Source organism: Rhizobium redzepovicii, from assembly GCF_019793435.1.
Lineage (GTDB): Bacteria > Pseudomonadota > Alphaproteobacteria > Rhizobiales > Rhizobiaceae > Rhizobium > Rhizobium redzepovicii.
On the sequence record NZ_JAILYH010000010.1, the window covers coordinates 108,516 to 134,979 of the forward strand.

Sequence of the window (26,464 nt, forward strand, 5' to 3'; positions counted from 1 at the left end):
TCTTAAGAGAGGTGCGCCATCCTGTCTCAATTGGCGATCTGCAAAGCTCTTCCTAAATAAGCTTTACCAGCAAGCCGTTTTGTTGGATTGTTGTGTCAGACAGAAGTGAGGTTTCGAGCATGACCGGAAACACACGACGCGCCCGCGCCATCGCAATTGCCGAGGCGAAGCCGAACGCCCGCATGGTCGCCCTGCGTTATCTGATGCTCGTAGCCGGCGCTACCGCCGCCAGCCTCGCGCTGCTTCTTTCGCACGTCCTCTGATCCTGTCTTCAGGCCCGCAACGAAGGTCGCGGTGCAATTGCGCCGCCCCGCTGCACCACGGCCTACAAAATTGCAACTATTTCACTGCCTTGGCTTCATTCGCCGCAACCGCTTATCCGAAAATTAATATCTAATCTGACACAATTGCCCGCGATTATTTGGGCATCTCCAAAGTTGTTTGGACATGAACTGGCAATGACTGCCGCCTGGCTTCCGGGTTCCCCAATGTAAATTACGAACAGCTCGATGTGTACCCGGCTGGCGCCAGATGGCCGCCTGCGGGAGGAGTGGTGTATGAAAGGCCCGGAACGCCATGTTGATTGACAAGATTCTTTCCCGCTTCAGGATCAAGACGAAGGTCCTGATCTTCGTTCTGCCTTTCGTCGTCACCATTTCGGCGGTCGGCCTGACGGGCCTTTACGCTTCGGGACTGCTGCAGGGGCGTATGGAAATATCCAACAGCGTCTTGCAGTCGTTGAGCGGGTTCAAGGATCTCTACGGTTCGATGGACGATTTCCTGCGCATCACCAGCCAGCAGGCGCGCGACAAGCTGCTTGCGGATCTGAAGACCCAGCAGGGCGTACTCGATGCGACGTTGAACCAGGTCGGTGAAGAGGCTGCCGGCCGCGATAGCCTGGCCGAAGCATCGCGCCGCACCAAGGATATATCCGGCGTCGTCGACAAGCTCTGGGGCCTGCATGAGCAGGAGCAGGCACTGCATGAGCAGATCGACGCAGCGCAAAAGAGCCTGATCAGCACTCGCTTCACGGTCTCCTATCAGGCCGAGGAATTGCAGACCGCGCTTCAGCAGGACGAGGGCGCCGCCACCATCACGCTTCGCACGGCCGACCGCCTGTTGAAGGGCGGCGACTTCCTCGGCACCGTTGCCAGCGGCTACAGCAAGCCGCAGACGCCGCAGGAAAAGATCGCCTACATCAACGAACAGATGCCTGCGATCATCAAATCCCAGCGCCTGATCGCCATTTCGGTTCCGACCAACCAGAAGAACGTCATCGACGCACTGGCCGCGACCATCGACAGCATCAAGGCGATCGCGGCGATGCCCGCTCCGACCGATGAGAACATTGCCGAACTCGGCCGGCTCGTGTCGCGCTTCCGCCAGACCTCGACCTATACGCAGCTGACCGCAACCCAGAAGATGCGCGAGGCGACACAGCGTTTCGCCGACCTCGAGGGCCGCATCGGCCAGACCAACTCCGTCCTTCAGGATACCAGGCGTCTGGAAAATTCCGTCTATGCACTGCAGATCGTGCTTTCCGATTTCCTCGCCAATTCCAGCAAGGACAACCTCGTGCGCCTGCAGCAGCAGGCCGGCACGCTTGGCAAGGACATGCAGGTGCTGATCACCAGCGCCAAGGGCATGGGCTTTGCCGAAGGCATATCGGGCGCGATCCAGCCCGCGCTCGACGCCATCTCCGGCGGCGGCTCGAAGATCGTCGACACGATCGCCGAGCGCGTCACGGCCTATGCCGCAGCCCGCCAGGAGCTTGACCAGATCTGGACGAAGCTGACCGATTTCGCCGAGCTGCAGAAGCAGACGGCTGGCACCGAGCGCACCCAGGCAAACAGCATCTCCGTCATGACCACCGGTCTCGGCATTCTCCTGTCGATCCTCGGCGGCATTGCCCTGGTGCTGACGCTGCAGCGCCCGATCAGCCAGATCACCGCGGCTATGCGCCGTATCGCCGAAGGCGCGCTGGAGACCAATATCTCCGGCGAGCAGCGCCACGATGAAATCGGCGACATGGCCCGCGCGCTCGGCATCTTCAAGGAAAATGCCATCTCGAAGATCCGCATCGAGGAGCAGAGCGACGAGGAGCGCGCCGCCGCCGAACACGAGCGCCAGCGCAACGACGCCGAAAAGCGCGAGATGGATCGCCAGATCGAATTCGCCGTCAATGCGCTCGCCGCCGGCCTCGAACGCATGTCGCAGGGCGATATCTCGACGACGATCGAAACGCCCTTCATTGGCCGCCTCGAACAGCTGCGCCAGGATTTCAACGGGTCGATGGTGCGCCTGCAGGCGACAATGAGCCAGATCCGCGACAATGTCGAACTGATCCAGGGCAACGGCAACCAGATGGCCCAGTCGGCCGAGGATCTGTCCAAGCGCACCGAACAGCAGGCTGCCTCGCTCGAAGAGACTGCGGCCGCCGTCGATGAGATCACCGTTACCGTCCGCTCTTCGGCAGAACGCGCCAAGGATGCCGACCAGATCGTCCGCCAGGCCAAGCGTAGCGCTGACGATTCCGCCGTCGTTGTCAGCAATGCGATCGATGCGATGGGTCGCATCGAGGATGCCTCGCGCCAGATTGAGCAGATCATCGGCGTCATCGACGAGATCGCCTTCCAGACCAACCTGCTGGCGCTGAACGCCGGCATCGAGGCGGCGCGCGCCGGTGAAGCCGGCAAGGGCTTTGCGGTGGTGGCGATGGAAGTCCGCGAACTCGCCCAGCGCTCCGCAGCCGCGGCGCAGGAAATCAAGGGCCTGATCAACAAGTCGACCCACGAGGTCAGCTCCGGCTCGCAATTTGTGCAGGAGACCGGCACGGTGCTTGCCAAGATCAGCGCCCAGATCGTCACGATCAGCCAGCATGTCGAGATGATCGCCCGTGCCAGCCACGACCAGTCCAACGCGCTGCAGAGCGTCAACGCGACGGTCAATCAGATGGACCAGATGACGCAGCAGAACGCCGCCATGGTCGAGGAAACGACTGCCGCCAGCCGCGAACTGGCCGACGAGGCCGATTCCCTGCGCAGACTGATCCAGCAGTTCAAGATCGACGGCGAGGCGGCAGCCAGCCCGGTCTACCGCGCCGCCTGATCGCCGCCCGATTTGCCTTCAATCGAACGGCCCCGGTTTTATTCCGGGACCGTTTTGCGTTCAAATCGCGCTGCCTGCGGCCCTGATATACGGAAAATTTTCCTTAACGCTTTTCGTCTAATTTAACCTTGTTTTTCTGCCGGGGGTTTTTGATGCTGCGCCTTTTTTCTACGTCAATCGTCCGCCAGATCGTTGCGATCACGCTTTGTCTGCTGGCCGTCAGCACGGCCGCCATCGTCGGCGCGACCTACTACAATCTGAGCCGCTATGTCATGGACGGGGCAGTCTCCGATGCCAGGGATGCCACCCGCGCCATGGCTGTCCTTTACGGTGCAGCCGATCAAGGCGCCAGGGTCGAGCTTAAGGACAACCAACTCGCGACCGTAACGGAAGACGCCATCCCCGCCCTTGCCGATCATTCGCTGGTCGACCGCACGGCGCAGTCGATCGCCGGTGTCGCGACCATCTTCCAGAAGCAGGGCGGCGACTACGTCCGCATCTCCACCAACGTGAAGAAGGAAAACGGCGACCGCGCCGTCGGCACCAAGCTGGTCGCCGAGCACCCCGCCCAGCCGGTTCTCGCCAGGGGCGAAGCCTATTATGGCCAGGCCGAGCTTTTCGGCCGCAAGTTCATGACCGGTTATTTCCCGGTCAAGAATGCATCGAATGCCAATGTCGGCATTCTCTTCATCGGCATTCCGATGGAGGTCTATTACCAGCGCATGTATGAGCTGCAGATGCTGGTCCTCGGCGTCGGCGCCATCGTCATGCTCATCGTCGGCGTTCTCGCCTTCTATGCAATCCGCCTGTCGGTGAAGCCGTTGCAGGCGCTGACCGCGAGCGTTCACGCGATTTCCTCGGGCGATCTCGACGGCGCGATCCCCTGCGTCGCGAAGAAGAATGAGTTCGGCGATATCGGCCGGGCCTTGGCGCTGTTCCGCGACAGCGCCCGTGCCAGGCGCGATCTGGAAACCCAGGCCGCCGAACAGCGCGCCTTGAACGATGCCGAACGCGCCAGGAACGATGCCGACAAGCGCTCGCTCGACAGCCAGATCGACTTTGCGGTCAATCAGCTTGCCGCCGGCCTCGGACGCCTGTCGCAGGGCGATGTCTCGGAAACGATCGGCACGCCCTTCGTCGGCCGGCTGGAGCAGCTGCGCGTCGATTTCAACGCTTCGCTGCTGCGGCTCCAGGATACGCTCTCCGGTATCCGTGACAGCGCCTCGACCATCCAGCGCAACAGCGGCGCCGTCTCGGTTTCAGCAAGTGAGCTTTCGAAACGCACCGAGGCGCAGGCGGCAAGCCTCGAAGAGACCGCCGCAGCGGTGGAGGAGATCACCGTCACGGTTCGCTCTTCCGCCGAGCGCGCCCGCGAAGCCAACAGCGTCGTCGCCGCGACCAAGAAGACCGCCGACAATTCCGGCGCCGTCGTCGGCGATGCCATCGCCGCGATGGAGCGCATCGAAGAGGCCTCGCAGCGCATCGAGCAGATCATCGAGGTGATCGACGACATCGCCTTCCAGACCAATCTGCTGGCACTCAACGCCGGCATCGAGGCGGCGCGCGCCGGCGAGGCGGGCAAGGGTTTTGCCGTCGTCGCCCAGGAAGTCCGCGAACTCGCCCAGCGTTCGGCCGATGCAGCGCGCGAGATCAAATCGCTGATCGAGACATCCAGCCGCGAGGTGACGGTGGGCTCCGAATTGGTTCAGAAGACCGGCAGCGTCCTCGCAGCGATCAGCCATGAGATCATCGCGATTAGCGGCCATGTCGAGACCATCGCCACCGCAAGCCGCGATCAGTCGGCAGCACTTCAGGAGGTCAACGGTTCGGTAAACGCCATGGACCAGATGACCCAGAAAAACGCCTCGATGGTGGCCGAGACCACGCAGGCAAGCCGCCTGCTTGCCGGCGAGGCCGATACGCTGATGGCGCTGATCGAGCGGTTCCGGATCATTGCCGAGCCCGCCGCCGCTCATCTCGGGGCCAGGAAGGTCGCTTGAGGCGCGCAGCCGCCGCTGGATTGCGCCGCAGCTTTGCGGCGTCGTCTGAGACTGAGATCGAGCGAGGTCAGCCAGGCGGCGAAATTGACGAGACCGCTGTCGCCGAACTCGGCATAGAACCGATCCTCGTCGGTCTTGCCTCTGCCCGGCCTGCAAGTGTGTCGATATCCCTGGGTCGCTGCGATGGTGATCAGATCGATCATGGCGATGTCCTTTCTGTAGAAGACATCTCCTGATTTAGGCATCGAATATCTCTTCATAAACAGGGAAAACCCCGCTATGTTTTTCATTGATGAAAAACGCGAATTGGGATTCCTACCAGTTGTTCCTGCAGGTCGCCCGTCTCGGTGGCCTGACGGGGGCAAGCACCGCAAGCGGGCTCAGCCCCGCGACGGTTGGCCGGCGCATGCTCGATCTCGAACAGGAGGTCGGTCGCGCCCTGTTTTCACGCAGCCAGACCGGCTATCGCCTGACCCAGGACGGCCAGGCACTGCTCGATCACCTTCAGGAGATGGAGGCCGCCGCCCGCAAGGTGGAGGCATGGCGGCAATCGGGCGAGGGCGGCACGACCGTCAGGATCGCCGCCGGCACCTGGGTCGCCTGGCTGCTGACGGAGAATTTCGCCGCCATCCGCATGCCGGGCGATGGTTTTGCCATTTCGCTGACGATCGGCGAGGCGCGCGCAAGCCTTGCCTATCGCGAGAGCGATATCGGCATCCGCGCCTTCGAGCCGGAAGAGGCCAATCTTGCCGCCCGCCGGCTCGGCGAGGTCGCCTATGCCGTCTATATCAGACGCAACGCCGCCGAGACCGATGAGCGCTGGATTGCCGTTGCCGAGGAGGAGGCGATCTCCGCCTATCTGCGCTGGCCGCACGCCAATGCCGCAGCCGCGATCGTCGCCAGCGTCAACCGGCCGCGGTCGCTGCCCGATCTGGTGCGCGCCGGCGCGGGCAAGGCGGTGCTTCCCTGTTTTGTCGGCGATCTCCATCCCGATTTGCAGCGCCTTGGCGGCGAACTGCCGGAATTGCGCCATGCGCAATGGATCGTGATGAACGCCGAGGACCGCCATCGCCCGGAGATCCGCACCGTCGCCGACCGCATGACCAAGCTGATCAGAAGTTATGCCGATCTCTTTGCCGGAAAACGGCCGAGCCGCGGCTGAAATTACGATGAAGCGCCCGCGCATTTCTTAAGATGCGCGGGCGTTCTCTTCAATGCCGGTTGGTGACGACGACGGGGATCAGCAGGTCGCCCCAGTTGCCGTCGCCGCCGTGATGGCGGGCCGAGCGCACCAGCTCGACCGAGACGCCGGCCTCGACGGCCTTCATGACCGATTGGTTCAGCCGATGCAGGTCATTGGCGAGCATGCGGATCGTCGTCTGCTGATCCTCGCTCATGCTGGTCGATTGTTCCTCGGCCCGTTCCCTGACGCGTGAAATGGATGCCATGACTTTCTCCTCTTCTTCGGGTTATTCCGCAGCCGGTTTGAACTGCGCATGTTCGGTTGAATCGTGCATTGCCGTGGTCGATGACCGGCCGCCGGTGATGGCGAGCGACACGGCGTCGAAATAGCCGGTGCCGACCTCGCGCTGATGCTTGGTGGCGGTATAGCCGTTGACCTCGGCGTCGAATTCCGCCTGCTGCAGCTCTGAATAGGCCGACATCTGCCGCTGCCGGTAGCCGCGCGCCAGTTCGTACATGCCGTAATTCAGCTGGTGGAAGCCGGCGAGCGTGATGAACTGGAACTTGTAGCCCATCGCGCCGAGTTCGCGCTGGAACTTTGCAATCGTCGCCTCGTCGAGGTTCTTCTTCCAATTGAAGGACGGCGAGCAATTATAGGCGAGCAGCTTGCCGGGATGGACCTTGTGCACGCCCTCGGCAAAACGCCGCGCCTGATCGAGGTCCGGCTTCGAGGTCTCGCACCAGATGAGGTCGCAATACGGCGCATAGGCGACGGCCCGGGCGATGCAGGGTTCGATGCCGTTTCTGACCTGATAGAAGCCTTCGACGGTGCGCCCGGCATCATAATCGACGAAGGGCTGGTCGCGTTCGTCGATATCGGAGGTCAGCAGCTTTGCTGCTTCCGCATCGGTGCGGGCAATCACCAGCGTCGCGACCCCCATGACGTCGGCGGCAAGCCGGGCGGCGTTGAGATTGCGGATATGGGCGGCGGTCGGGATCAATACCTTGCCGCCGAGATGGCCGCATTTCTTCTCCGAGGCAAGCTGGTCCTCGAAGTGGACGCCGGCCGCCCCCGCCTCGATATAGGCCTTCATGATCTCGAAGGCGTTGAGCGGCCCGCCGAAGCCGGCTTCGGCATCGGCGACGATCGGCGCGAACCAGGTGTCGACGGAAAGCCCCTGGCCCTCCGAGGTCTCGATCTGATCGGCGCGCTGCAGCGTGCGGTTGATGCGCTTGGCAAGCTCCGGCCCGGCATTGGCGGGGTAGAGCGACTGATCGGGATACATTGCCGATGCCGTATTGGCGTCGGCCGCCACCTGCCAGCCGGAGAGATAGATCGCCTTCAGCCCGGCGCGCACCATCTGCATCGCCTGGTTGCCGGAAAGCGCACCGAGCGCATTGACGAAATCCTCCTGGCGCAGCAGCCGCCACAACCGGTCCGCCCCCATTTCGGCCAGCGTATGGGTCAGCGCCACCGAGCCCCTGAGCCGCCGCACGTCATCGGCCGAATAGGGCCTGTCGAGGCCGTCGAAGCGGCCTGCCGGCGCATTGGGAACAAGTTTGTAAAAATCGGTCATGCTGATCTCCTCACGAAAAAACGATATTGCGGGTGTTGATGACAAGATTGACAATATCTCCCGGCATGACCAGGAAAACCTTTGATTTCCAAATGGGAAAGAGGTTAAGATGACGAGGATTGACAGAGCGGCGCTGTGAATTTGTAAAATTTTGTAAATGTTGACGCCGCGGGCCTGTCAAAGGGTGTGACAATGGCGGAACGCAAGATATTCGCAGGCCCGAAATTGCGGCGCATTCGCAATGCGCTGGCGCTGACCCAGACCGCCATGGCCGAGGCGCTGGAGATCTCGCCCTCCTACCTGAACCTCATCGAGCGCAACCAGCGGCCGCTGACGGTGCAGCTCCTCTTGAAGCTCGCCGCCGTCTACCGGGTTGATCTGGAGGAGTTGCGCGGGCAGACCGGCGGCAGTCTCGGCCAGCTCAAGGAGGTCTTCGCCGATCCGCTGCTTGCGGGCGAATTGCCCGGCGACCAGGAATTGGTCGAGGTGGCCGAAGCCGCGCCCAATGCGGCAAGCGGCATGATCAAGCTCTACCGCGCCTATCGCGAGCAGGCGGCAAGACTGTCCGATCTGACGGCGCTGATGGCCGCCGAAGGCCATGCGCCCGTCGCCGCCGGCCGGTTGCCGCTCGACGAGGTGCGCGAGACGCTAGAACGCCGCTCCGCCTATTTCGGGCGGATCGAGACGGCGGCGGAAGCCTTTGCCGCAACGCTTCCCGGCGGCCTCGATCTTGCTGTCGGCCTGAAGGATTGGCTGCGCGCCGAGCGCGGCATCGCGGTACGGGTCCTGCCTGTGCACGTCATGCCGGATCTGCGCCGCCGTTTCGATCGCCATTCGATGCGGCTTTTCATCTCGGAGCGCCTGTCGCCGGCCGACCGCGCCCACGAGATATCAGTTGAGGCAGCGACGCTTGCCTTGCTGCCTGCCATCGACGCCGAACTCGACGATCTCTCGCTCTCCTCCGCCGAGGCGCGCCGCATCGCCCGCTTCGAGCTTGCCCGCATCGCCGCCCTGGCGCTGGCCATGCCCTACGAAGCCTTTCTGTCCGCGGCGAAGTCGACGCGCTACGATATCGACATTCTGCGCGCCCGCTTCGGCGTCTCCTTCGGCCATGCCGCCGCACGCCTGACGATGCTGCAGCGCCCAGGTGCCGCCGCCATTCCCTTCTTCCTGATCGAGATCGATGCGGCGGGCCATCGGCTGCGCCGGGCAGGCGCCCAGGGTTTTCCACAGGCGCGCTTCGGCGGCGGCTGTCCGAAGCTCAATCTCCACGCCGCCTTCCTGCAGCCGGGCCAGGTCCTGGCAGAGACGGTGGTCATGCCGGATGGCGCCTCGTTCCTGACGGTCGCCCGCACATTGGAGGGGCCTAGCGTCGAATTCGGTGAAAGGCTGCGGCGCACGGCGATGCTGATCGGCTGCGACGCCGCGCTTGGCGAGGCGCTGATCTATGGCCAGGCGACAGCGCTCGAGCCGGTGGCGATCGGCCCTGCCTGTCGCCTCTGCGAGCGGCGCGGCTGCCTTTCCCGGGCCGAGCCGCCGGTGACGCGGCCGCTCGGGCTCGACGAGATGGTGGCCGGGCTCAGCGCCTTCGATTTCCAGTGATTGTGAAATCATTGAAGGCGCAGGATTTTGCGCTTGTGGGCTGTGAAATTCCTTCTTAGTCTGCTGGCAAAACCAGAGGGAAAAGATGTCCGGGGATGCGGGCTCTTTGAACAAACAGGAGAAGTCATGAGGTCAATCATTGCAAGTGTGACGGCCGCCGCCGTTGCCGCGCTGCTCGCCGCCGCGCCGGCCTTTGCGCAGGAGCGCGTGGTCAACGTCTACAACTGGTCGGATTATATCGACGACAGCATCCTTGCCGACTTCACCAAGGAAACCGGCATCAAGGTCGTCTACGACACCTTCGATTCCAACGAGACCGTGGAAACCAAGCTGCTGGCCGGCGGCACCGGTTATGACGTCGTCGTTCCCACAGCCGACTTCCTGCAGCGCCAGATCCAGGCCGGCGTCTTCCAGAAGCTCGACAAGTCGAAACTGCCGAACCTGTCCAACATGTGGGATCTGATCCAGCAGCGGACCGCCGAATACGACCCGGGCAACGAACACGCGGTCGATTACATGTGGGGCACCGACGGCATCGGCTATAACGTCAAGAAGGTCGCCGAAATCCTCGGTCCCGATGCCAAGCCCGGCCTCGAAGTGATCTTCGATCCGAAGGTCGCCGCAAAATTCAAGGATTGCGGCATCTACGTGCTCGACACGCCGAAGGACGTCATCACCACGGCGTTTCGTTATCTCGGCTTCGACCCGAACTCCACGAAGGCTGAGGATTTCAAGAAGGCCGAAGAACTGCTGACGGCTATGCGCCCCTATGTCCGCAAGTTCCATTCCTCCGAATACATCAATGCGCTTGCCAACGGCGACATCTGCATCGCCTTCGGCTATTCCGGCGACATGCTGCAGGCGCGCGACCGCGCGGCCGAAGCCAAGAATGGTGTCGAGGTCAATTACTCGGTTCCCCCGCAGGGCGCCCAGATGTGGTTCGACATGATGGCCATCCCCGCCGATGCGCCCCACGTCGCCGAAGCCCACGAATTCCTCAACTACATGATGAAGCCTGAGGTCATCGCCAAGGCGAGCGACCACACCTTCTATGCTAACGGCAACAAGGCCTCGCAGCAGTTCGTCAGCAAGGACATTCTGGAAGATCCGGCCGTCTATCCCACAGAGGCGGTGATGAAGAACCTCTTCACGGTCAAGCCGTGGGATCCGAAAACGCAGCGCCTGGGGACGCGCCTCTGGACGAAGGTCGTCACCGGCCAGTAATGCAGCCTTAGGCCCGGACGGAAACGTCCGGGCCTTTCAATTACCGGCCCGGGTGGAGGCCGGAAAAAACCTGTATTCGGGGAATAATATGAAGTCTCTCGGCAATATCCGCCGCGCTTTCGCGCCCTGGACCGATCCCTCTGCAAAACCCTTCATCGCTTTCAAGAATGTCACCAAGCGCTTCGGCGATTTTACCGCCGTCGACAATCTGTCGCTGAATATCTATCACCGCGAGTTTTTCGCGCTGCTCGGCGCTTCGGGCTGCGGCAAGTCCACGCTGCTGCGCATGCTCGCCGGCTTCGAGCAGCCGACCGCGGGCGAGATCGTGCTGGATGGCACCGACATGGCCGGCACGCCGCCCTATAAGCGACCGGTCAACATGATGTTCCAGTCCTATGCGCTTTTCCCGCACATGACGGTCGAGCAGAATATTGCCTTCGGCCTGAAACAGGACGGGATGGCGAAGGATGAGATGACCGACCGCGTCGCGCAGATGCTGAAGCTCGTCAAGCTCGAGCAGTTCGCCTCACGCAAGCCGAACCAGCTTTCCGGCGGCCAGCGCCAGCGCGTGGCGCTGGCCCGCTCGCTCGCCAAGCGCCCGAAGGTGCTGCTGCTCGACGAACCGCTCGGCGCGCTTGACAAGAAGCTGCGCGAGGAAACCCAGTTCGAACTGATGGATCTGCAGCAGAGCCTCGGCCTCACCTTCGTCGTCGTCACCCACGACCAGGAAGAGGCGATGACCATGGCAGACCGCATCGCCGTCATGAGCCACGGCAAGGTCGTGCAGGTGGCCACACCGGCCGAGATCTACGAGGCGCCGAATTCCCGTTTCGTTGCGGATTTCATCGGCGACGTCAACATCTTCGACGGCAAGGTCGCCTCATCCGGCAACGGCACCGTCGAGATATCGGTCGACAGCGGCTTCAGCGTGCGCGTCGCCGCGTCCGAGACACCGCCGTCAGGCAGCGCCGTCGGCTTCGCCATCCGGCCGGAAAAGATGCGGGTCTTGCGTCAAGCGCCCGCCAATGCTTCGGTCAACGCCGCCAGCGGGGAACTCTGGGATATCGCCTATCTCGGCGATATGACCGTCTTCCATGTGAAATTGCAGAGCGGCAAGATCGTCAAAGCCTCGTCCCTCAATGCGCAGCGCTCCGTCGACGACCCCTTCACCTACGACCAGGAAGTCTGGATCTCGTTCGACGAGAACGCCGGCGTTCTCTTGAAGGATTGAGATCATGGGCAAGCTCACCTCCGGCCTCTACAATCGGCTCGTCATCGCCATCCCTTATGCCTGGCTGCTGCTCTTCTTCCTGGCGCCGTTCTTCATCGTCTTCCGCATTTCGCTGTCGACGACGGCAATCGCCATGCCGCCTTACGAGCCGGTCTTCTCGCTTGCCGACGGCTGGGCCGGGCTCTGGAGCAAGATCGGAGAACTGTCCTTCGACAATTACGCCTACCTCACCGACGACGCGCTCTATTTCAATGCCTATATCTCAAGCGTGGTGATTGCCGGGATCGCCACTTTCCTCACATTGCTGATCGCCTATCCGATCGCCTATGGCATGGCGCAGGCGCCGCGCACGATCCGCCCGACGCTGGTGATGCTGGTCATCCTGCCGTTCTGGACGAGCTTCCTGATCCGGGTTTATTCCTGGATCGCGATCCTGAAGCCGGAAGGGCTTCTCAACCAGCTTCTCCAGTCGCTGCACATCATCGACAGCCCACTGATCATCCTCAACACCACGACCGCCGTCTATATCGGCATCGTCTATTCCTATCTGCCGTTCATGGTGCTGCCGCTCTATTCGGCGCTGGAAAAGATGGATGGTACGCTGATCGAGGCCGCACAGGATCTCGGTTGCACGCCGATCCGGGCTTTCTGGCGCGTCACCTTTCCACTGTCGATCCCCGGTGTGGTGGCCGGCTGCATGCTGGTCTTCATTCCCGCTGTCGGTGAGTTCGTCATTCCCGACCTGCTCGGCGGTTCGCAGACGCTGATGATCGGCAAGACGCTCTGGAACGAGTTCAACGCCAACCGCGACTGGCCGGTCTCCTCGGCGGTGGCGACGATCCTGCTGATGATCCTGGTGATCCCGATCGTCTTCTTTCAGAACGCCCAGGCCAAGGCCGAAGAGCGGGGGAAATAAGCCATGCTGAAATGGACCCGTTTCAACATTGTCTCCGTCACGCTCGGCTTTGCCTTCCTCTACCTGCCGATCGTGCTTCTGGTGATCTTCTCCTTCAACGAATCGAAGCTCGTCACCGTCTGGGGCGGCTTCTCAACCAAATGGTATGTCTCGCTGCTCTCGAACCAGGGCCTGCTCGACGCCGCCTGGGTGACGATCCGTGTCGGCCTGCTGTCGGCGACGCTCGCCACCATCCTCGGCACGATGGCGGCGCTGACGCTGGTGCGCTACACCCGCTTTCGCGGCCGCATGCTGTTTTCGGGCATGATCTACGCGCCGCTCGTCATGCCCGACGTCATCACCGGCCTGTCGCTGCTGCTGCTCTTCGTCGCGATCGGCTTCGATCGCGGTTTCTGGACGATCACGCTGGCGCATACGACGCTGACCATGTGCTTCGTCGCCGTCGTCGTGCAGTCGCGCCTCTTAAGCTTCGATCGCTCGATCGAGGAAGCGGCGCAGGATCTGGGCGCGCCGCCGGTGCGCACCTTTTTCGAGATCACTCTGCCGATCATCGCGCCGGCCGTGGTCTCAGGCTGGATCCTGGCCTTCACCCTGTCGCTCGACGATCTGGTGATCGCCAGCTTCACCTCGGGACCGGGCGCCACCACGCTGCCGATGCGGATCTACAGCCAGGTGCGCCTCGGCGTGACGCCCGAGATCAACGCCGTCTGCACCATCCTGATCGGCATCGTCGCGGTCGGCGTCATCTGCGCCTCGATCGTCACCAAGCGCCGCGAAATCCAGCGCCAGCGGGACGAACGTGCGGCGGCCGCCGGCGCTTGATCCTACTGCGCGTGGGGTGTCGTGCCGAAGAGCGGCACCGGCGAGATCACCGGGTTCGGCCAAGAGCCGCCGATGAAGAACGGCAGAAGCGGCAGATCCGCCGCCTTGGCCGGATCGGTCGCTTCGAGCGATCCGGACAGCGCCAGCCCGTTCGACTGATAGGTAATAACGCCGGATAGCGTCAGCGTCTCGGCCGTGCCGGCGATCCGGGCATCGTGCATCTCGGCGGAACCGTTGGCAAAATCGGCCTGCAGGTTCAACTGGTTGAAAGCGAAGGCGCCGCCTGCCGCAGCACTCAGCGGAAAGAACGGCTTTTGGGCTGCCTGGGTCCTCAGCGCCGCGGCATCGATGCCGGGGATCGTGCCTTCCCTTGTCCAAAAGTGCAGCCTGCCGGTGACGTCGGCAAGACCGGTCGTCCAGATCGCCTTCGGCGACTGCAGGTCGAGGTCGAGCGATCCGGTCGCCAGCGGCAGCGGTCCTTTCAGCTGCAGGCGCTCGGCAAGGGCTGCGAAATCGGCATCGCGGATCGACAGCTGCAGCTTGCCGCCGCCGTCGAAGTCGCGCTGGGTCGCTTCCAGATGCGCGGTCATCTCGCCGCCTTCGAACCGGCTGTCGCCGATGTCGAATTTCGCTTCCCCGCCGGCAACGATCATGCTGGCGCCGACATCGGAAAGCTCGAAGAGACCCATCTGGGCGCGCCGCGCCGAAAGCCTGACATCGACATCGAGCAGCCGCAGCGGCCCGTTTATCCCGGCGGAGATTTCCTCCGCCTCGCCGGCGGCGAGTCTCAGCGCGAAAGCGTCGAGGAACGGCTTGAGGTTCATCTGGTCGAAGGCGAGCGTGCCGCCGATCTTCGGCCGTTTGCCGGGTTGGGTGAGAAGGTCCATCACCCCGGTGGCGCTCGCTTCGTTCAGCGACAGGCTGAGATTGTTGAAGCGCAGACCGTTGCCCGACGACATGATGTCGGATTCCAGCGAGGCGCTCTTCAGCGTGGCGATGCCGGGGATGGATTTGCCCGACCATGTAAGAAGCGCCGGCATATCGGGAATGCTGGCGGTGATATTGCCGGAAAGCGCCAAAAGGCTGGCGATGTTGGCAATTCCCTGGAAGTGCGCCGTCAAGAGGTTCGATGTCAGCGACGTCCGCGTCTCGGCATTCCGGCCGGCAAAGACGAGCAGCGGCTGGCGCGAGGCGAAATCGACCTTCAGGTCTTCGCCGTTGATGCGGGCGATGACAACAGCCGAGATCGCGCCGGACAGTCTCGGCCAGGCGATATCTGCGGTGACGCTGTCGAAACGATAGGTTTTGGCGGTCTTGATGTCGGTCACCGCAAGCGTGCCGTCCTCGACCGTCACCGCGCCGATCTCGGCGTCGAGATCGGGATCGAGCACCTCGGCGCCGTTTTCGGTGCGCACGCCGCTGATCGCGCGGGCAAGCAGGCCGGCATAACTCCAGTCGATCAGGCCATTCTCGTCGCGCGTCAGCGCCAGGTTGGGGCGCACCAGGTGGAATTCGTGGAAGCTGGTGCGGCCTCTCAGCGCGTCGATGAGGCTGAAATCGGCCGACAGGCTGTCAATGCTGCCGAGCAGCTTGTCGCCGCTTTCGCGCGGCTGGCGGATGGTGATCTGGTTCAGCGTGATGCGCGGCGTCGGCCAGAATTCGAGAACCGGACTGCCCTTGATCTCGGCATGGTAGCCTGTCCATTTTGACAGCGCATCCTCGATACCCGAGCGCACGAAGCCGGTGGTGATGAGATAGGGTGCGGCGACCCTTAGCGCTACGAACAGCCCCAGCGCGATCAGCAGAAACACCGTCGACAGACGGGCGAAGGCCGGAAGCCAGCGCGAAACGGGTCCGATCTTCCTGCGCCACCTGCGATGTCTTGACGTGCTCATGATCTCCGCCGGCAATTCCGCCGGTTATCCCGTTAAGCGCTGATTTCGCCGGATATAGGAAATATCGGGCATATGCAAATCCCCTGCAGCACCGCGCCCCTATTCAGACGCGCCGAGGCATGCTGCAGACCTTCGAAGCGACGCATCGACCTTCTGAATGCATAGGCTGGGATCGCGTCGGTTCCGCACTTTATAATGCAATGCAGCATGATATAAAGGCGGGATTGGGAGGAGGATTGAATGCAGGATAACAGACCACTTTGGGTGCCCTCGGCGGAAGCCGTCGCAAAAAGCCCGATCCACGCCTTCATGGCGCGCTGCAATGCCGATTTCGGGCTTTCGCTTTCCGGCTTTGAAGATCTGCATGCCTGGTCGGTGGCCGAGCGCGAGAATTTTTGGTCGGCCGTCTGGGATTTCTGCGGCGTGAAGGGAGAGCGCGGCGCAGAGGTGCTCATCGATGGCGACCGGATGCTGGAGGCTCGCTTCTTTCCGAATGCCACGCTGAACTTTGCCGAGAACTTGTTGTCGGGGCGCGGTGAGGGGGATGCCATCATCTTCCGTGGCGAGGACAAAGCCGACGACCGCTGGTCGTGGGACCGGCTGCGGGCGCTGGTCTCGAAGCTGCAGCAGGCTTTCAAGGCGCAGGGCATCGGTGAGGGCGACCGCATTGCCGCGATGATGCCGAACATGCCGGAGACCGTCGCCGCCATGCTGGCGGCCGCCTCGATCGGCGCCATCTGGTCGTCCTGCTCCCCAGATTTCGGCGAACAGGGCGTGCTCGACCGTTTCGGCCAGATCGGCCCGAAACTGTTCATCTCCTGCGATGCCTATTGGTATTCCGGCAAGCTGCAGGATGTCGGCCCCAAGGTCGCCGCGGTGGCGAAAAGCTTAGGCGTGCCGGCGATCGTCGTCCACTATGCCGGCGATGCCGAGGCGGTCGCGCGGCAAACGCCTGATGCTTCGACGCTGGAGGCCTTCGTCGCGCCCTATCAGGTAAAAGAGGTCGAGTTTAAGCCGCTCGCCTTTGCCCATCCGCTCTACATCCTGTTTTCCTCCGGCACCACGGGCGTGCCGAAATGTATCGTCCATTCGGCCGGCGGCACGCTCTTGCAGCACCTCAAGGAGCAGCGGCTGCATTGCGGCCTGGAGGCCGGCGAGAAGCTGTTCTACTTCACCACCTGCGGCTGGATGATGTGGAACTGGCTGGTCAGCGGCCTTGCCAGCGGCGCCACGCTCTGCCTGTTCGACGGTTCGCCCTTTGCGCCCGACGGCAACGTGCTGTTCGATTATGCCGCGGCCGAGAACTTCGCGATCTTCGGCACCTCGGCAAAATATATCGATGCGGTGCGCAAAAGCGGGCTGACGCCGCGCAACAGCCACGATCTTTCCAGCCTGCGGCTGATGACCTCGACCGGCTCGCCGCTGTCGCCTGAGGGCTTCACCTTCGTCTACGAGGGCATCAAGCAAGATGTGCAGCTTGCCTCGATCTCCGGCGGCACCGATATCGTCTCCTGCTTCGTGCTCGGCAATCCGCTGCAGCCGGTCTGGCGCGGCGAGATCCAGGGGGCCGGCCTCGGCCTTGCGGTCGATGTCTGGAACGACGACGGCAAGCCGGTGCGCGGCGAGAAGGGTGAACTCGTCTGCACCAAGGCCTTCCCGTCGATGCCGGTGATGTTCTGGAACGATCCCGACGGCGCCAAATATCGTGCCGCCTATTTCGACCGGTTCGACAATGTCTGGTGCCATGGCGATTTTGCCGAATGGACCGAGCATGGCGGCCTTGTCATCCACGGCCGTTCGGATGCAACGCTCAATCCCGGCGGCGTGCGCATCGGCACGGCCGAGATTTATAATCAGGTAGAGCAGATGGAGGAGGTGGCCGAGGCACTGTGCATCGGCCAGGAGTGGGACGACGACGTCCGTGTCATCCTCTTCGTCCGCCTTGCATCAGGCGTGACGCTGACGGACGATCTCGTCAAGGCGATCAAGACGCGGATACGCACCGGCGCCTCGCCGCGGCACGTGCCGGCAAAGATCATCGCGGTTGCGGACATTCCCCGCACTAAGTCCGGCAAGATCGTCGAGCTTGCGGTGCGCGAGGTCGTTCACAACAGGCCGGTGAAAAACCAGGAAGCGCTCGCCAATCCCGAGGCGCTGCGGCTCTTTGCCGGGCTGGCGGAGCTCAAGGATTGATAGCGGATTGGAAGCTACAATCTTTTATCACTCATCGATGCACTGTCATGGAAACCTTTCGTTAAGAAAGGTTTGTCAAATCTAAAAGCCAACTTGGGGGCCGTGTATGAACGAGGCGGCCTGGAGCCCTACAGCGCCGCGCGTCTTAGACGCGCAATCATGCAGCAGGGCTTTCGATACATGATGGTGATCGACTGAGCTCTTGTTGAACAGCACCAAATTCAAGGCAGCCTCGGCTGCCTTTTCTTTATGGCTCAGCCGGCCAGCACCCGCTGCGATGGAAAGGTGATCTCGACGAGCGTGCCCTCGTTCGGCGCCGAATTGATCGAGAACACCGCGCGGTTGGCATCGACCATCGCCTTGGTCAGCGGCAGGCCGAGCCCAGTGCCGTCGCCGCGATGGCGCGATTGGGTCGAGGAAACCTGCCGGAACGGTTTCATCGCCTGATCGAGTTCGCTGCGCGTCATGCCGATGCCGGTATCGCGGACCCTCAGCACGACACTGCCATTCGCCTCATAGGAAGTGGAAACGACGATCTGCCCGCCTGACGGAGTGAAGCGGATGGCGTTCGACAGGATGTTGAGCGCGATCTGCTTGATCGAGCGCAGATCCGCCACGACCTCAGGCACCGCATGCGACAGCGCCGTGCGGATGATGACGCGCTGGCCGTTCGCTTGCGGCTGGACCAGGGCGACCGCCTCGGAGACCGCCTCGTTGAGGCCGACGGCGGCAAAATCGAGATCCATCTCGCCCGCCTCGATCTTCGAAATGTCGAGCAGGTCGTTGACGATATCCAGCACATGCCGGCCGGAACGGCCGATGTCGTTGGCATATTCGATATAACGCGGATGGCCGATCGGCCCGAAGCGCTCGCCGGCCATCATGTCGGAAAAGCCGATGATGGCGTTGAGCGGCGTCCGGATTTCGTGGCTGACGCGGGCGAGGAAATCGGTCTTGTGGGCATTGGCGGTTTCGGCCGCGCCCTTGGCGTTGCGCAGTTCGTCCTCGGTGCGCTTCCACTGGGTGATATCGCGGATCACGGCGCAATAGCCGTTGGAGGAGGTGAGCTGGCCCATCGTCATGAACAGCGGCACGAAGCCGCCGGCGGCCTCGCGGCCGATCACTTCGCGCCCGTCGTTCAACACGCTGGCGACGCCATGGCCGGAGAGGCCGTTCAGATAGTCGAGCACCGCCTTCTGGCTCTCATGGGCAAACAGCATGACGAAGGGTTTGCCGCGCGTCTCCTGCTCGTCGTAATTGAAAAGCGCGCTCGCCGACCGGTTCATCGAGCGGATGTCGCCCTCGGTGCCGATGACGACGACGCCGTCGGTCGCCGTTTCCAGGATGGAGCGCAATTCCTCCACTTCGACCTGAAGCTTGGCGACCTTCTCGACCATCCGCTCGGGCCGCGCTTCTGTCCGGCCCTCGGAGCGGCTTGCGTCGCCGCGGCCGTCTTCCTTGCCTTCCACCGGCATGAGCGCCAGCATCAGCGCGTTGGCGTCTTCCCAGCGCACCGATTGCAGCCGCGCCGTCACCGGAACTAGGCTATCGTCTGCCTTGACGAGCATCATGGTGCCGGAGCCGGCGGCTTTTTCCTCGAGTTCGCGGCGTTGCAGCAGGGCTTCGATGCCGCCGACCTCGCGCAAAGCATCGAGCGACGCGTAGCCGGTCAGCCGCATGAATTCCGGATTGGCATGGATCAGCGCATCGCCGACATGGATAAGCACGGCGACCGGCAGCTGGTCGACCGTTCCCAGCGAAAGCCCGTCCGTCATCTTGACGCGCGGCGGGATGAAGCTTGTCAGAACCTCGATCTGGCTGACCGTCTCCCCCAGCCCTTCCGTCACCTCGTCCTCATCGATGACATCGGGCTCCTCGGCACCATCGTCGTCGCGCTGGGCGTCGGCGGCATTCTCGAAAATCGCCTCCTGTGGCACGATCTCCTCGAGCGATGGCGCTTCCGTGTCGTCGTCAATGGGTGTTTCGGCCTTGAACTCTTCGGCCCCGGAAGCCTCTTCGAAGCTGGCCGTTTCCGTGGCGGCGGGTTCGCTCCGCGCCGGCGCAGCAGCTTCGTCCTTGCTGGCGCCGAAGGCCTCGAGACGCTTGGCGATCTCGCGGAAATTGGCCTGTTCGGCGGCCGTCAGTGCGGCGCCGCTGTTATGGAGCTGAACGATCTTGTCGGAGAAGCGGCGGTTGGGCGTTTCCGAAATGCGAAGCGCCGGCGGCTCGTTCGACGTTTTCGTTGCCGGTTCGGCGGCGGAGATATCGCCGGCATCGGCGCTATCGTCTGCTTTTTCCGAAGCGTTTTGCTGGAAAGGCGGTTCGTCGGACGCCTGCTCGGCTGCAATCTCCTCAGACGCCAGCTCCGTCTCCGGCTGCGGCTCGCTTGCCGCAGGCGCCTGCTCCTCGACCTCTTGCGTCAGGGCGGGTTCGCTCGCGACCTCTTCCTGCACTGCCGGCATCTCGTGTACCGCCTCGGCGACGGTCTCGGTCACCGGACCGAGGCTTGCCGCATCATGGCCGACGCCATCCGGGCCGAGCGTCAGGCCGAGCGCCAGCGGATCTTCCTGCGCATCGGAAAGCCGGACGACGCCGAAACCGCGGAAGCCATCGAAGTCGCGGTTGCGGGTATAGGTCGGCAGGGCCGCCAGATCGACGGGAACGACGAGGCTTGTGCCTTCGACCGGCCAGAGGATGGTTTTGCCCGACCAAGTGTCGCGGCGGGCGAGCGCTTCGGCAAGCTTGCCGTCGGGATCGAGATTGAAGAGGGCGGCGACATCGCCGAAGGCAGAGCCGATAATCTCGGAGGCATGCGGACCGACGGCCTCGGCAAATTCATGGCTGACCTCGTTGAACCGGCCCTCGGCGTCGATCTTCCAGACGAAGCGCGTGGCGCGGCTGTTCGGCCTGAAGACGAAGCCTGGCGCAGCCGCAAGCTCAGGAGCAGGGGAGGCGTCGGCGACCATAGGCGGTGCAACGACGGGCTCTTCGTGAACGGCTTCCGGCGCCTCTTCGACCGGCGTTTCGCCGGCTTCAACAGGCGGTTCCGCCGTCGTCGCCGTTTCCACCGTCTGCGTGACGGAGGCAAGGTCGTCCTCGATGATCGCAGCAGGCTCGTGGGACTCATCCGCGCTGCCGTCGATCGCGCCGCCGTCGCTTTCCGGCTCCGCATCCTCGGCGAGACCGGCGTCCTCGGCCATCTCGTCTGCGGTTGCCGCTGCGCTTTCCACCGGCTGGTCGTTTTCGCCGGTGATGTCCTCGAGCGTTTCCTCGACTTCCTCGATCCCCGAGACCGCCTCAATGATCTCGGTAAAGCCTGTGTGGGCAACGGGCTCGTCGCGGAAATCTTCGGCCGGCGGCACGCTTTCTTCCTGCACGGGCGCATCAATCAAGTCGAGGGCGGGGGTATCGATCGGATTTGACGCGGCTGCGTCGATCGCGTCGAGATGGCCGATCGCCGTCTCCACGGCAAAGAGCAGGTTGAGCGCCGGCTCGTCGCTGAGCTTGCCGACCGCAGCCGGAAGATTGCCTCTGCTAGTGGCAACGGGTCGCTTCACCAGCCGGTCGGGATGCGCGCCGGCAAGATTGATCAAGGTCTTTGCCGTCTGCGCCGAAATCCCGAGCGAGGCAAAGCCGGGTGAAGCGGCGATGACGTCGCCGTCGGCGCCGATCACGGCCATATGGGTGTCCGGGTCATCGAGCCCCTGCAGCATCTGCGCCGCCGATGCGCCTGACGTCAGCGGCTTTGTCGAGACCGGGACCGAAAACAGCATGGCCTTTTCGCCTGAAGAAAGCCGGATCAGTTCGGCTGCCGCCTGCACCTGCACACGCTGAAAGCCCTTGGCGACGCGGATCATCAGGCTTCTGTGGTCACCGATATCGGCAAGCTGGCGCGCGGCCGTTTCCAGCTGGCGGAAGGTGATATCCGTGCGGTCGACGCCCTGATCGAGCAGATCATAGACGGCCGAATGGCCGAAAAGTTCGGCGCCCGCACCGTTTGCCCAGAGCAGGCGGGCAAGGTCGGCCGAAAACAGCACCATCGCCTCGCCGCGTGAAAAACGTTCCCGCACCCGTGCATGCACGGCGATATCGATGAACGGATATTGGACTGCGGGCATGATCGAACCTTGTCGCTGTCGGCCTTCTTAAATTAACGGCTTATTAATAACTGCGGGGCGCATGCGGGTCCAGAAGAGCAGGGGGTTTTCGGCCGGCAAGGTTAACGTCTTGTGCATTGCACAATAATTGTTGCAATGCACAATGAAATGTCTTATATAAGCATCATCCCAACTATTGCAGGCAGCGACTGCCTCAGCCCAAAGGATGCGACCCATGGCTACCATAAAGACCGACGACGTTTTTTCAATCGCTTCTTTCGACCCGTCCAAGTTCGCGGAATCCTTCCGTGATTTCGCCGAAAAAGGCGCTCAGCAGTCCAAAGACGCCTATGCCAAGCTGAAGACCGCTGGCGAAGAAGCCGGCAAGACCCTCGAAGCCACCGTCCAGACGGCACAGGCCGGCGGCGTCGAACTCGGCCTGAAGGCTATCGACATCCTGCGCGTCAATTCCGAGAACTCGCTCTCGCATTTCGAAGCACTGCTCGGCGTCAAGTCCGCCGCCGAATTCTTCGAGCTGCAGACCGCCTTCATCCGCAAGCAGGCCGAGCTGACCGTCGAACAGGCGAAGTCGATCCAGGAAACCACCAAGCAGGTTGCCGAAAAGCTCGCAAAGCCCTCCAAGGACGCCGCCGAAAAGGCCATGGCTTCCTTCAAGGTTGCCTGATCGATCTTAACCGGTCGGAGACAAAAGGCTGGACCACGCGTCCAGCCTTTTTGTATATTGACGAGGAATGGGGCTTGAATTCATCGCCAAGTCCTCGTATGTGACCCCCGTCGCGCCAAGCGTGATTTATGCGGTTGTAGCTCAGTTGGTTAGAGCGCAGGTTTGTGGCACCTGAGGTCGGAGGTTCGAGACCCCCCAACCGTACCATTTTCTCCACGATAAGAATGAAACCCCGCTTCCAGCCATTTCGATGGAACCCATGCCGTCCCGACCCGTTCTCCAAGTTAACGGGAGAATATGCATGTCGAAAACCCTTCTCTACGGCGCGACCAAAATCGACGAGACGAACAGTGCTTATGCACCGGTCGAAAGCCTCGCGGCGTTCCAGTGGAAGAACCGCGTCTTCGTCGTTTTTGCCGACAAGGATAATGCCCGCGCCGCCCGGCAGGAAAATCAGCTTTTGGCCGACCGCTCAGCCCTAGACGAGCGTGATCTGGTGGTGCTCAAGATCTCGGGCGCAACTGTCCGGCCGCTCTTCGGTGCGGCGGACGGGCTTGACGGCGAGGCGATCCGCCTTGATCTCGAGGCGGCCGAGATTGGGGAATTTGCCGCCTTCCTTGTCGGCAAGGACGGTACGGTGAAACTCAAGGTCAGCGAACCGATCACCGATGGCGAGCTTTTCGCCATCATCGACAGCATGCCGATGCGTGCTGCCGATGTGCTGAAGCCGGACAAATAGGCCGGCCCGACGTCAGTTTAATCCATTATCATCAAAAGGGAGGCGGCCATGTCCGTGCCCAACGAACCCATTCCCGATCAGCCGCCGATGCCGGCACCCGGCTGGAAGCCGGTGCCGCCGATCATCGAACCGGAGCCGGACAGGCTGCCGGACGAGGCGCCGGTTCCAAATCCCGATGAAAACGACGAACCGGCCAAGCACGTCTCTGAGAACTAAAGAAAGATCTGCCGTTCGGCGCCGACGAGTTCCTGCAGGAAATCGACAACGCTCCTGACGCGCACCAGATCGCGGGCTGTTTCGTGATAGGTCGTCCAGTAAGCGCGTCTGATGGACACATCCGGCAAGATGCGCTGGAGCTCTGGATATTGCCGGGCGATATAATCGTGCAGAATGCCGATGCCGGCGCCTGATCGCACCGCCTCGGTCTGCCCGATTGACGTCGAAATCTCGAAGCTGGCATCCCAGCTTCGCATCACCTCGCCGGAGAAATTCAGCGACGCGGTAAAGATCAGGTCTTCGACATAGCCGATACGCGGATGCGCCTTCAGCGCTTCGATATCACAAGGCGTGCCGCGAGAGGCGAGATAGTCCCGCGAGGCATAAAGGCCGAGCGTGTAATCTGTGAGCTTGGAGGAGACGAGCCGGCCCTGTTCGGGCCGCTCCAGCGTGATGGCGATATCGGCTTCGCGCTGCGACAGCGAAAAGGAGCGCGGCACCGGGACGAGCTGGATCTTCAGCGCCGGATGACGCTCGATCAGCCGGCCCATGCGTGGCGCCAGAAAAGAAACGCCGAAACCATCCGGCGCGCCGACGCGTACCGTCCCGGCGATCGCCGTATCGGTGTGGCCGAGGCTGGCCTGTGCTGCGAGCATTTCCGTTTCCATCCGCTCGGCGGACGCCAGGAACACTTCGCCTTCCGCCGTCAACTCGCAGCCATTGGTCCGGCGGATGAAAAGCCGCGTCTTCAGCGCCTCTTCCAGCGAGGTCAGCCGGCGCGAGAGCGTAGCATGATTGAGCCCCAGCCGCTTCGAGGCGGCAAGGATCTGCCCGGTACGGGCGACGGCAAGGAAAATCCGCACGTCGTCCCAGTTCATGGCTTGGCCCGCATTACGATCGGATCGACGTCGAGAAGCGTCAGCGATGTCACCATGCCCGCCGTTTCGGCCTTGTATTCAAGGAAATGCGGTGTCCGCAGATGGGCCTCGTATGCCTCCTTGTCGGTATAGACCTCGAGAATGCGAATCCGGTTGGGGACGTCCCTGATGCAAACGGCACTGAGAGAAAGGATGCCGGCTTCCAGCGCTACGGATGCCTCGATTTCTCTGGTGAGCAAGGCGCGATAGGCGTCAAGCATGTCCGGATCGATCTCCAGCTCCGCCATTCTGACGACGGGTTTGCGGCTCATCGTTTTGATCTCCCCTTGGGATTTGACTTGTCCGACTGCCGTTCCAAGTTTGAGAGCAGCAGCAGCGCCTGATGCAAATGGTGGCACTATAATTTACGCACAACGGTTACTTATATCAGCGCATTGATTTGTGCAAATTGAAGTGCGATTGTGGGCCATCCCAAAAACAGGAGGAGCATCCATGCGTGAGATCGGTCATTTCATCGGCGGCAAGCAGGTCGCCGGCACCAGCGGCCGCGTGAGCAATGTCTATAATCCGGCAACCGGCGAAGTGCAGGCGACGGTCGCGCTCGCAAGCGTCGAGGAACTGCGCGCCGCCGTCGAAAATGCCAAGGCTGCGCAGCCGAAATGGGCTGCCACCAATCCGCAGCGTCGCGCCCGCGTCTTCTTCAAATTCGTCGAACTCCTGAACAAGCACATGGATGAACTCGCCGAGATGCTCTCCAAGGAGCACGGCAAGACGATCGAGGATGCCAAGGGCGACGTCATCCGCGGCCTGGAAGTCTGCGAATTCGTCTGCGGCATCCCGCATCTCGCCAAGGGCGAGTTCACCGAGGGCGCTGGTCCGGCGATCGACATGTATTCGATCCGCCAGCCGGTCGGCATCGGCGCCGGCATCACCCCCTTCAATTTCCCCGGTATGATCCCGATGTGGATGTTCGCGCCGGCGATCGCCTGCGGCAACGCCTTCATCCTGAAGCCCTCAGAGCGTGACCCCTCCCTGCCGATTCGTCTTGCCGAACTGATGATCGAAGCCGGTCTGCCCGCCGGCATCCTCAACGTCGTCAACGGCGACAAGGGTGCCGTCGACGCGATCCTCACCGATCCCGATATCGGCGCCGTCTCCTTCGTCGGCTCGACGCCGATCGCCCGCTACGTCTACGGCACGGCGGCGATGAACGGCAAACGCGCCCAGTGCTTCGGCGGCGCCAAGAACCACATGATCATCATGCCGGATGCCGATATGGATCAGGCCGTCAACGCGCTGATGGGCGCAGGCTACGGTTCGGCCGGCGAGCGCTGCATGGCGATCTCGGTTGCCGTACCGGTCGGCGAGGACACCGCCAACCGCCTCGTCGAAAAGCTGATCCCGAAGATCGAATCGCTGCGCATCGGCCCCTACACCGACGACCAGGCGGACATGGGCCCGCTGGTCACGAAGGATGCCTATACCCGTGTTCGCGGCCTGATCGACCGCGGCGTCGAAGAAGGCGCCAAGCTCGTCGTCGACGGCCGCGACTTCAAGCTCCAGGGCTATGAGGACGGTTATTTCGTCGGCGGCTGCCTGTTTGATCACGTCACACCCGAGATGGACATCTACAAGACTGAGATCTTCGGACCTGTCCTCTCCGTCGTTCGTGCCCAGAATTACGAAGAGGCCCTGTCGCTGCCCATGAAGCACGAATATGGCAACGGTGTTGCGATCTACACCCGTGACGGCGATGCCGCCCGCGATTTCGCCTCGCGCATCAATATCGGCATGATCGGCATCAACGTTCCGATCCCGGTTCCGCTCGCCTATCACTCCTTTGGCGGCTGGAAAGCCTCGAGCTTCGGCGACCTCAACCAGCACGGCACGGACTCGATCAAGTTCTGGACGAAGACCAAGACCGTCACCGCCCGCTGGCCCTCCGGCATCAAGAGCGGCGCTGAGTTCGTCATGCCGACAATGAAGTGATCTGACGATAAATCGATTTGCAATTCGGGGGCCTTATGGCCCCCGTTTTATTTGCTGTCTTGGAAACCATCACACCGCACCGGTATCTCCGACCGTCCCGGCGCGCGCGG

General features: G+C 62.5%; 21 protein-coding genes and 1 tRNA gene. 15 read left to right on the forward strand and 7 right to left on the reverse strand.

What is annotated here, in order from left to right; all coding sequences use genetic code 11:
* The first annotated feature begins 119 nt into the window (after positions 1 to 119).
* The 3 genes from K6N12_RS17485 to K6N12_RS17495 all read left to right on the forward strand — a co-directional run bounded on the left by K6N12_RS17485 (position 120) and on the right by K6N12_RS17495 (position 5,108).
* A complete protein-coding gene (locus K6N12_RS17485; RefSeq protein WP_165503916.1) occupies positions 120 to 263 on the forward strand; it encodes a hypothetical protein in 144 nt (47 codons plus the stop codon).
* 313 nt (positions 264 to 576) lie between these two features.
* Positions 577 to 3,108: a methyl-accepting chemotaxis protein gene (locus K6N12_RS17490; RefSeq protein ID WP_097623908.1), complete on the forward strand. Its 2,532-nt coding sequence runs from the start codon at positions 577 to 579 to the stop codon at positions 3,106 to 3,108.
* A 152-nt stretch (positions 3,109 to 3,260) separates the two neighbouring features.
* Positions 3,261 to 5,108 (forward strand): methyl-accepting chemotaxis protein, encoded by a 1,848-nt coding sequence (locus K6N12_RS17495; RefSeq protein ID WP_097624167.1) that lies wholly within the window; start codon positions 3,261 to 3,263, stop codon positions 5,106 to 5,108.
* Here K6N12_RS17495 and K6N12_RS17500 read toward each other — a convergent pair.
* A complete protein-coding gene (locus tag K6N12_RS17500) occupies positions 5,081 to 5,311 on the reverse strand; it encodes a hypothetical protein (RefSeq protein WP_097624168.1) in 231 nt (76 codons plus the stop codon). The two genes, K6N12_RS17495 and K6N12_RS17500, sit on opposite strands and share 28 nt — an antisense overlap.
* Before the next feature lie 89 nt (positions 5,312 to 5,400).
* On the opposite strand from K6N12_RS17500, the gene K6N12_RS17505 reads away from it, so the two are divergent.
* Positions 5,401 to 6,270, forward strand: a complete 870-nt coding sequence (locus K6N12_RS17505) for a LysR family transcriptional regulator (protein ID WP_097623909.1) — start codon at positions 5,401 to 5,403, stop codon at positions 6,268 to 6,270.
* A gap of 49 nt (positions 6,271 to 6,319) precedes the next feature.
* On the opposite strand, the gene K6N12_RS17510 is transcribed toward K6N12_RS17505, so the two are convergent.
* Both K6N12_RS17510 and aceA read right to left on the reverse strand, forming a co-directional pair.
* A complete protein-coding gene (locus tag K6N12_RS17510; protein WP_003584324.1) occupies positions 6,320 to 6,556 on the reverse strand; it encodes an SMc00767 family acetate metabolism repressor in 237 nt (78 codons plus the stop codon).
* 21 nt (positions 6,557 to 6,577) lie between these two features.
* Positions 6,578 to 7,867: an isocitrate lyase gene (gene aceA, locus K6N12_RS17515; protein ID WP_097623910.1), complete on the reverse strand. Its 1,290-nt coding sequence runs from the start codon at positions 7,865 to 7,867 to the stop codon at positions 6,578 to 6,580.
* Between the two features lie 192 nt (positions 7,868 to 8,059).
* On the opposite strand from aceA, the gene K6N12_RS17520 reads away from it, so the two are divergent.
* The 5 genes from K6N12_RS17520 (at position 8,060) to K6N12_RS17540 (ending at position 13,662) form a co-directional block, all read left to right on the forward strand.
* Positions 8,060 to 9,469 (forward strand): helix-turn-helix domain-containing protein, encoded by a 1,410-nt coding sequence (locus K6N12_RS17520; protein WP_097623911.1) that lies wholly within the window; start codon positions 8,060 to 8,062, stop codon positions 9,467 to 9,469.
* A 126-nt stretch (positions 9,470 to 9,595) separates the two neighbouring features.
* The gene (locus tag K6N12_RS17525) at positions 9,596 to 10,693 is read left to right on the forward strand and encodes a polyamine ABC transporter substrate-binding protein (protein WP_097623912.1); all 1,098 of its coding nucleotides are present in this window, start codon (positions 9,596 to 9,598) and stop codon (positions 10,691 to 10,693) included.
* Positions 10,694 to 10,781: 88 nt separating this feature from the next.
* On the forward strand, positions 10,782 to 11,924 hold the full coding sequence (locus K6N12_RS17530; RefSeq protein WP_097623913.1) for an ABC transporter ATP-binding protein: 1,143 nt from the start codon (positions 10,782 to 10,784) through the stop codon (positions 11,922 to 11,924).
* A 4-nt stretch (positions 11,925 to 11,928) separates the two neighbouring features.
* The gene (locus tag K6N12_RS17535) at positions 11,929 to 12,840 is read left to right on the forward strand and encodes an ABC transporter permease subunit (protein WP_097623914.1); all 912 of its coding nucleotides are present in this window, start codon (positions 11,929 to 11,931) and stop codon (positions 12,838 to 12,840) included.
* Between the two features lie 3 nt (positions 12,841 to 12,843).
* On the forward strand, positions 12,844 to 13,662 hold the full coding sequence (locus K6N12_RS17540; protein ID WP_003588469.1) for an ABC transporter permease: 819 nt from the start codon (positions 12,844 to 12,846) through the stop codon (positions 13,660 to 13,662).
* Positions 13,663 to 13,664: 2 nt separating this feature from the next.
* Here K6N12_RS17540 and K6N12_RS17545 read toward each other — a convergent pair whose 3' ends face one another.
* Positions 13,665 to 15,557 (reverse strand): AsmA family protein, encoded by a 1,893-nt coding sequence (locus K6N12_RS17545; protein ID WP_097623915.1) that lies wholly within the window; start codon positions 15,555 to 15,557, stop codon positions 13,665 to 13,667.
* A 240-nt stretch (positions 15,558 to 15,797) separates the two neighbouring features.
* Here K6N12_RS17545 and K6N12_RS17550 point away from each other — a divergent pair, with 240 nt between their 5' ends.
* Positions 15,798 to 17,750, forward strand: coding sequence for an acetoacetate--CoA ligase (locus K6N12_RS17550; protein WP_097623916.1), 1,953 nt, complete (start codon positions 15,798 to 15,800; stop codon positions 17,748 to 17,750).
* A 254-nt stretch (positions 17,751 to 18,004) separates the two neighbouring features.
* On the opposite strand, the gene K6N12_RS17555 is transcribed toward K6N12_RS17550, so the two are convergent.
* Positions 18,005 to 21,868: an ATP-binding protein gene (locus tag K6N12_RS17555; protein ID WP_097623917.1), complete on the reverse strand. Its 3,864-nt coding sequence runs from the start codon at positions 21,866 to 21,868 to the stop codon at positions 18,005 to 18,007.
* Positions 21,869 to 22,082: 214 nt separating this feature from the next.
* Here K6N12_RS17555 and K6N12_RS17560 point away from each other — a divergent pair, with 214 nt between their 5' ends.
* The 4 genes from K6N12_RS17560 to K6N12_RS17575 all read left to right on the forward strand — a co-directional run bounded on the left by K6N12_RS17560 (position 22,083) and on the right by K6N12_RS17575 (position 23,487).
* Positions 22,083 to 22,532, forward strand: coding sequence for a phasin (locus K6N12_RS17560; RefSeq protein WP_097623918.1), 450 nt, complete (start codon positions 22,083 to 22,085; stop codon positions 22,530 to 22,532).
* Positions 22,533 to 22,662: 130 nt separating this feature from the next.
* Positions 22,663 to 22,739: transfer RNA gene (locus K6N12_RS17565), tRNA-His, on the forward strand.
* 94 nt (positions 22,740 to 22,833) lie between these two features.
* Positions 22,834 to 23,271, forward strand: a complete 438-nt coding sequence (locus K6N12_RS17570) for a DUF4174 domain-containing protein (protein WP_097623919.1) — start codon at positions 22,834 to 22,836, stop codon at positions 23,269 to 23,271.
* Between the two features lie 48 nt (positions 23,272 to 23,319).
* Complete coding sequence (locus tag K6N12_RS17575; protein WP_097623920.1) at positions 23,320 to 23,487, forward strand: hypothetical protein; 168 nt, start codon at positions 23,320 to 23,322, stop codon at positions 23,485 to 23,487.
* Here K6N12_RS17575 and K6N12_RS17580 read toward each other — a convergent pair.
* Both K6N12_RS17580 and K6N12_RS17585 read right to left on the reverse strand, forming a co-directional pair.
* Positions 23,484 to 24,365: a LysR family transcriptional regulator gene (locus K6N12_RS17580; RefSeq protein WP_097623921.1), complete on the reverse strand. Its 882-nt coding sequence runs from the start codon at positions 24,363 to 24,365 to the stop codon at positions 23,484 to 23,486. The two genes, K6N12_RS17575 and K6N12_RS17580, sit on opposite strands and share 4 nt — an antisense overlap.
* Positions 24,362 to 24,676, reverse strand: a complete 315-nt coding sequence (locus K6N12_RS17585) for a putative quinol monooxygenase (RefSeq protein ID WP_097623922.1) — start codon at positions 24,674 to 24,676, stop codon at positions 24,362 to 24,364. The genes K6N12_RS17580 and K6N12_RS17585 overlap by 4 nt, the downstream gene beginning before the upstream one ends.
* Positions 24,677 to 24,857: 181 nt before the next feature.
* Here K6N12_RS17585 and K6N12_RS17590 point away from each other — a divergent pair, with 181 nt between their 5' ends.
* A complete protein-coding gene (locus K6N12_RS17590; RefSeq protein WP_097623923.1) occupies positions 24,858 to 26,354 on the forward strand; it encodes a CoA-acylating methylmalonate-semialdehyde dehydrogenase in 1,497 nt (498 codons plus the stop codon).
* Positions 26,355 to 26,464 lie beyond the last annotated feature (110 nt).

Coding starts and splice junctions, on each gene's coding strand:
- K6N12_RS17495 (WP_097624167.1), top strand. CDS start 3,261: ATGCTGCGCCTTTTTTCTACGTCAATCGTCCGCCAGATCGTTGCGATC.
- K6N12_RS17530 (WP_097623913.1), top strand. CDS start 10,782: ATGAAGTCTCTCGGCAATATCCGCCGCGCTTTCGCGCCCTGGACCGAT.
- K6N12_RS17535 (WP_097623914.1), top strand. CDS start 11,929: ATGGGCAAGCTCACCTCCGGCCTCTACAATCGGCTCGTCATCGCCATC.
- K6N12_RS17485 (WP_165503916.1), top strand. CDS start 120: ATGACCGGAAACACACGACGCGCCCGCGCCATCGCAATTGCCGAGGCG.
- K6N12_RS17570 (WP_097623919.1), top strand. CDS start 22,834: ATGTCGAAAACCCTTCTCTACGGCGCGACCAAAATCGACGAGACGAAC.
- K6N12_RS17555 (WP_097623917.1), bottom strand. CDS start 21,868: ATGCCCGCAGTCCAATATCCGTTCATCGATATCGCCGTGCATGCACGG.
- K6N12_RS17580 (WP_097623921.1), bottom strand. CDS start 24,365: ATGAACTGGGACGACGTGCGGATTTTCCTTGCCGTCGCCCGTACCGGG.
- aceA (WP_097623910.1), bottom strand. CDS start 7,867: ATGACCGATTTTTACAAACTTGTTCCCAATGCGCCGGCAGGCCGCTTC.
- K6N12_RS17525 (WP_097623912.1), top strand. CDS start 9,596: ATGAGGTCAATCATTGCAAGTGTGACGGCCGCCGCCGTTGCCGCGCTG.
- K6N12_RS17490 (WP_097623908.1), top strand. CDS start 577: ATGTTGATTGACAAGATTCTTTCCCGCTTCAGGATCAAGACGAAGGTC.
- K6N12_RS17540 (WP_003588469.1), top strand. CDS start 12,844: ATGCTGAAATGGACCCGTTTCAACATTGTCTCCGTCACGCTCGGCTTT.
- K6N12_RS17510 (WP_003584324.1), bottom strand. CDS start 6,556: ATGGCATCCATTTCACGCGTCAGGGAACGGGCCGAGGAACAATCGACC.
- K6N12_RS17550 (WP_097623916.1), top strand. CDS start 15,798: ATGCAGGATAACAGACCACTTTGGGTGCCCTCGGCGGAAGCCGTCGCA.
- K6N12_RS17585 (WP_097623922.1), bottom strand. CDS start 24,676: ATGAGCCGCAAACCCGTCGTCAGAATGGCGGAGCTGGAGATCGATCCG.
- K6N12_RS17560 (WP_097623918.1), top strand. CDS start 22,083: ATGGCTACCATAAAGACCGACGACGTTTTTTCAATCGCTTCTTTCGAC.
- K6N12_RS17575 (WP_097623920.1), top strand. CDS start 23,320: ATGTCCGTGCCCAACGAACCCATTCCCGATCAGCCGCCGATGCCGGCA.
- K6N12_RS17505 (WP_097623909.1), top strand. CDS start 5,401: ATGAAAAACGCGAATTGGGATTCCTACCAGTTGTTCCTGCAGGTCGCC.
- K6N12_RS17520 (WP_097623911.1), top strand. CDS start 8,060: ATGGCGGAACGCAAGATATTCGCAGGCCCGAAATTGCGGCGCATTCGC.
- K6N12_RS17590 (WP_097623923.1), top strand. CDS start 24,858: ATGCGTGAGATCGGTCATTTCATCGGCGGCAAGCAGGTCGCCGGCACC.
- K6N12_RS17500 (WP_097624168.1), bottom strand. CDS start 5,311: ATGATCGATCTGATCACCATCGCAGCGACCCAGGGATATCGACACACT.
- K6N12_RS17545 (WP_097623915.1), bottom strand. CDS start 15,557: ATGAGCACGTCAAGACATCGCAGGTGGCGCAGGAAGATCGGACCCGTT.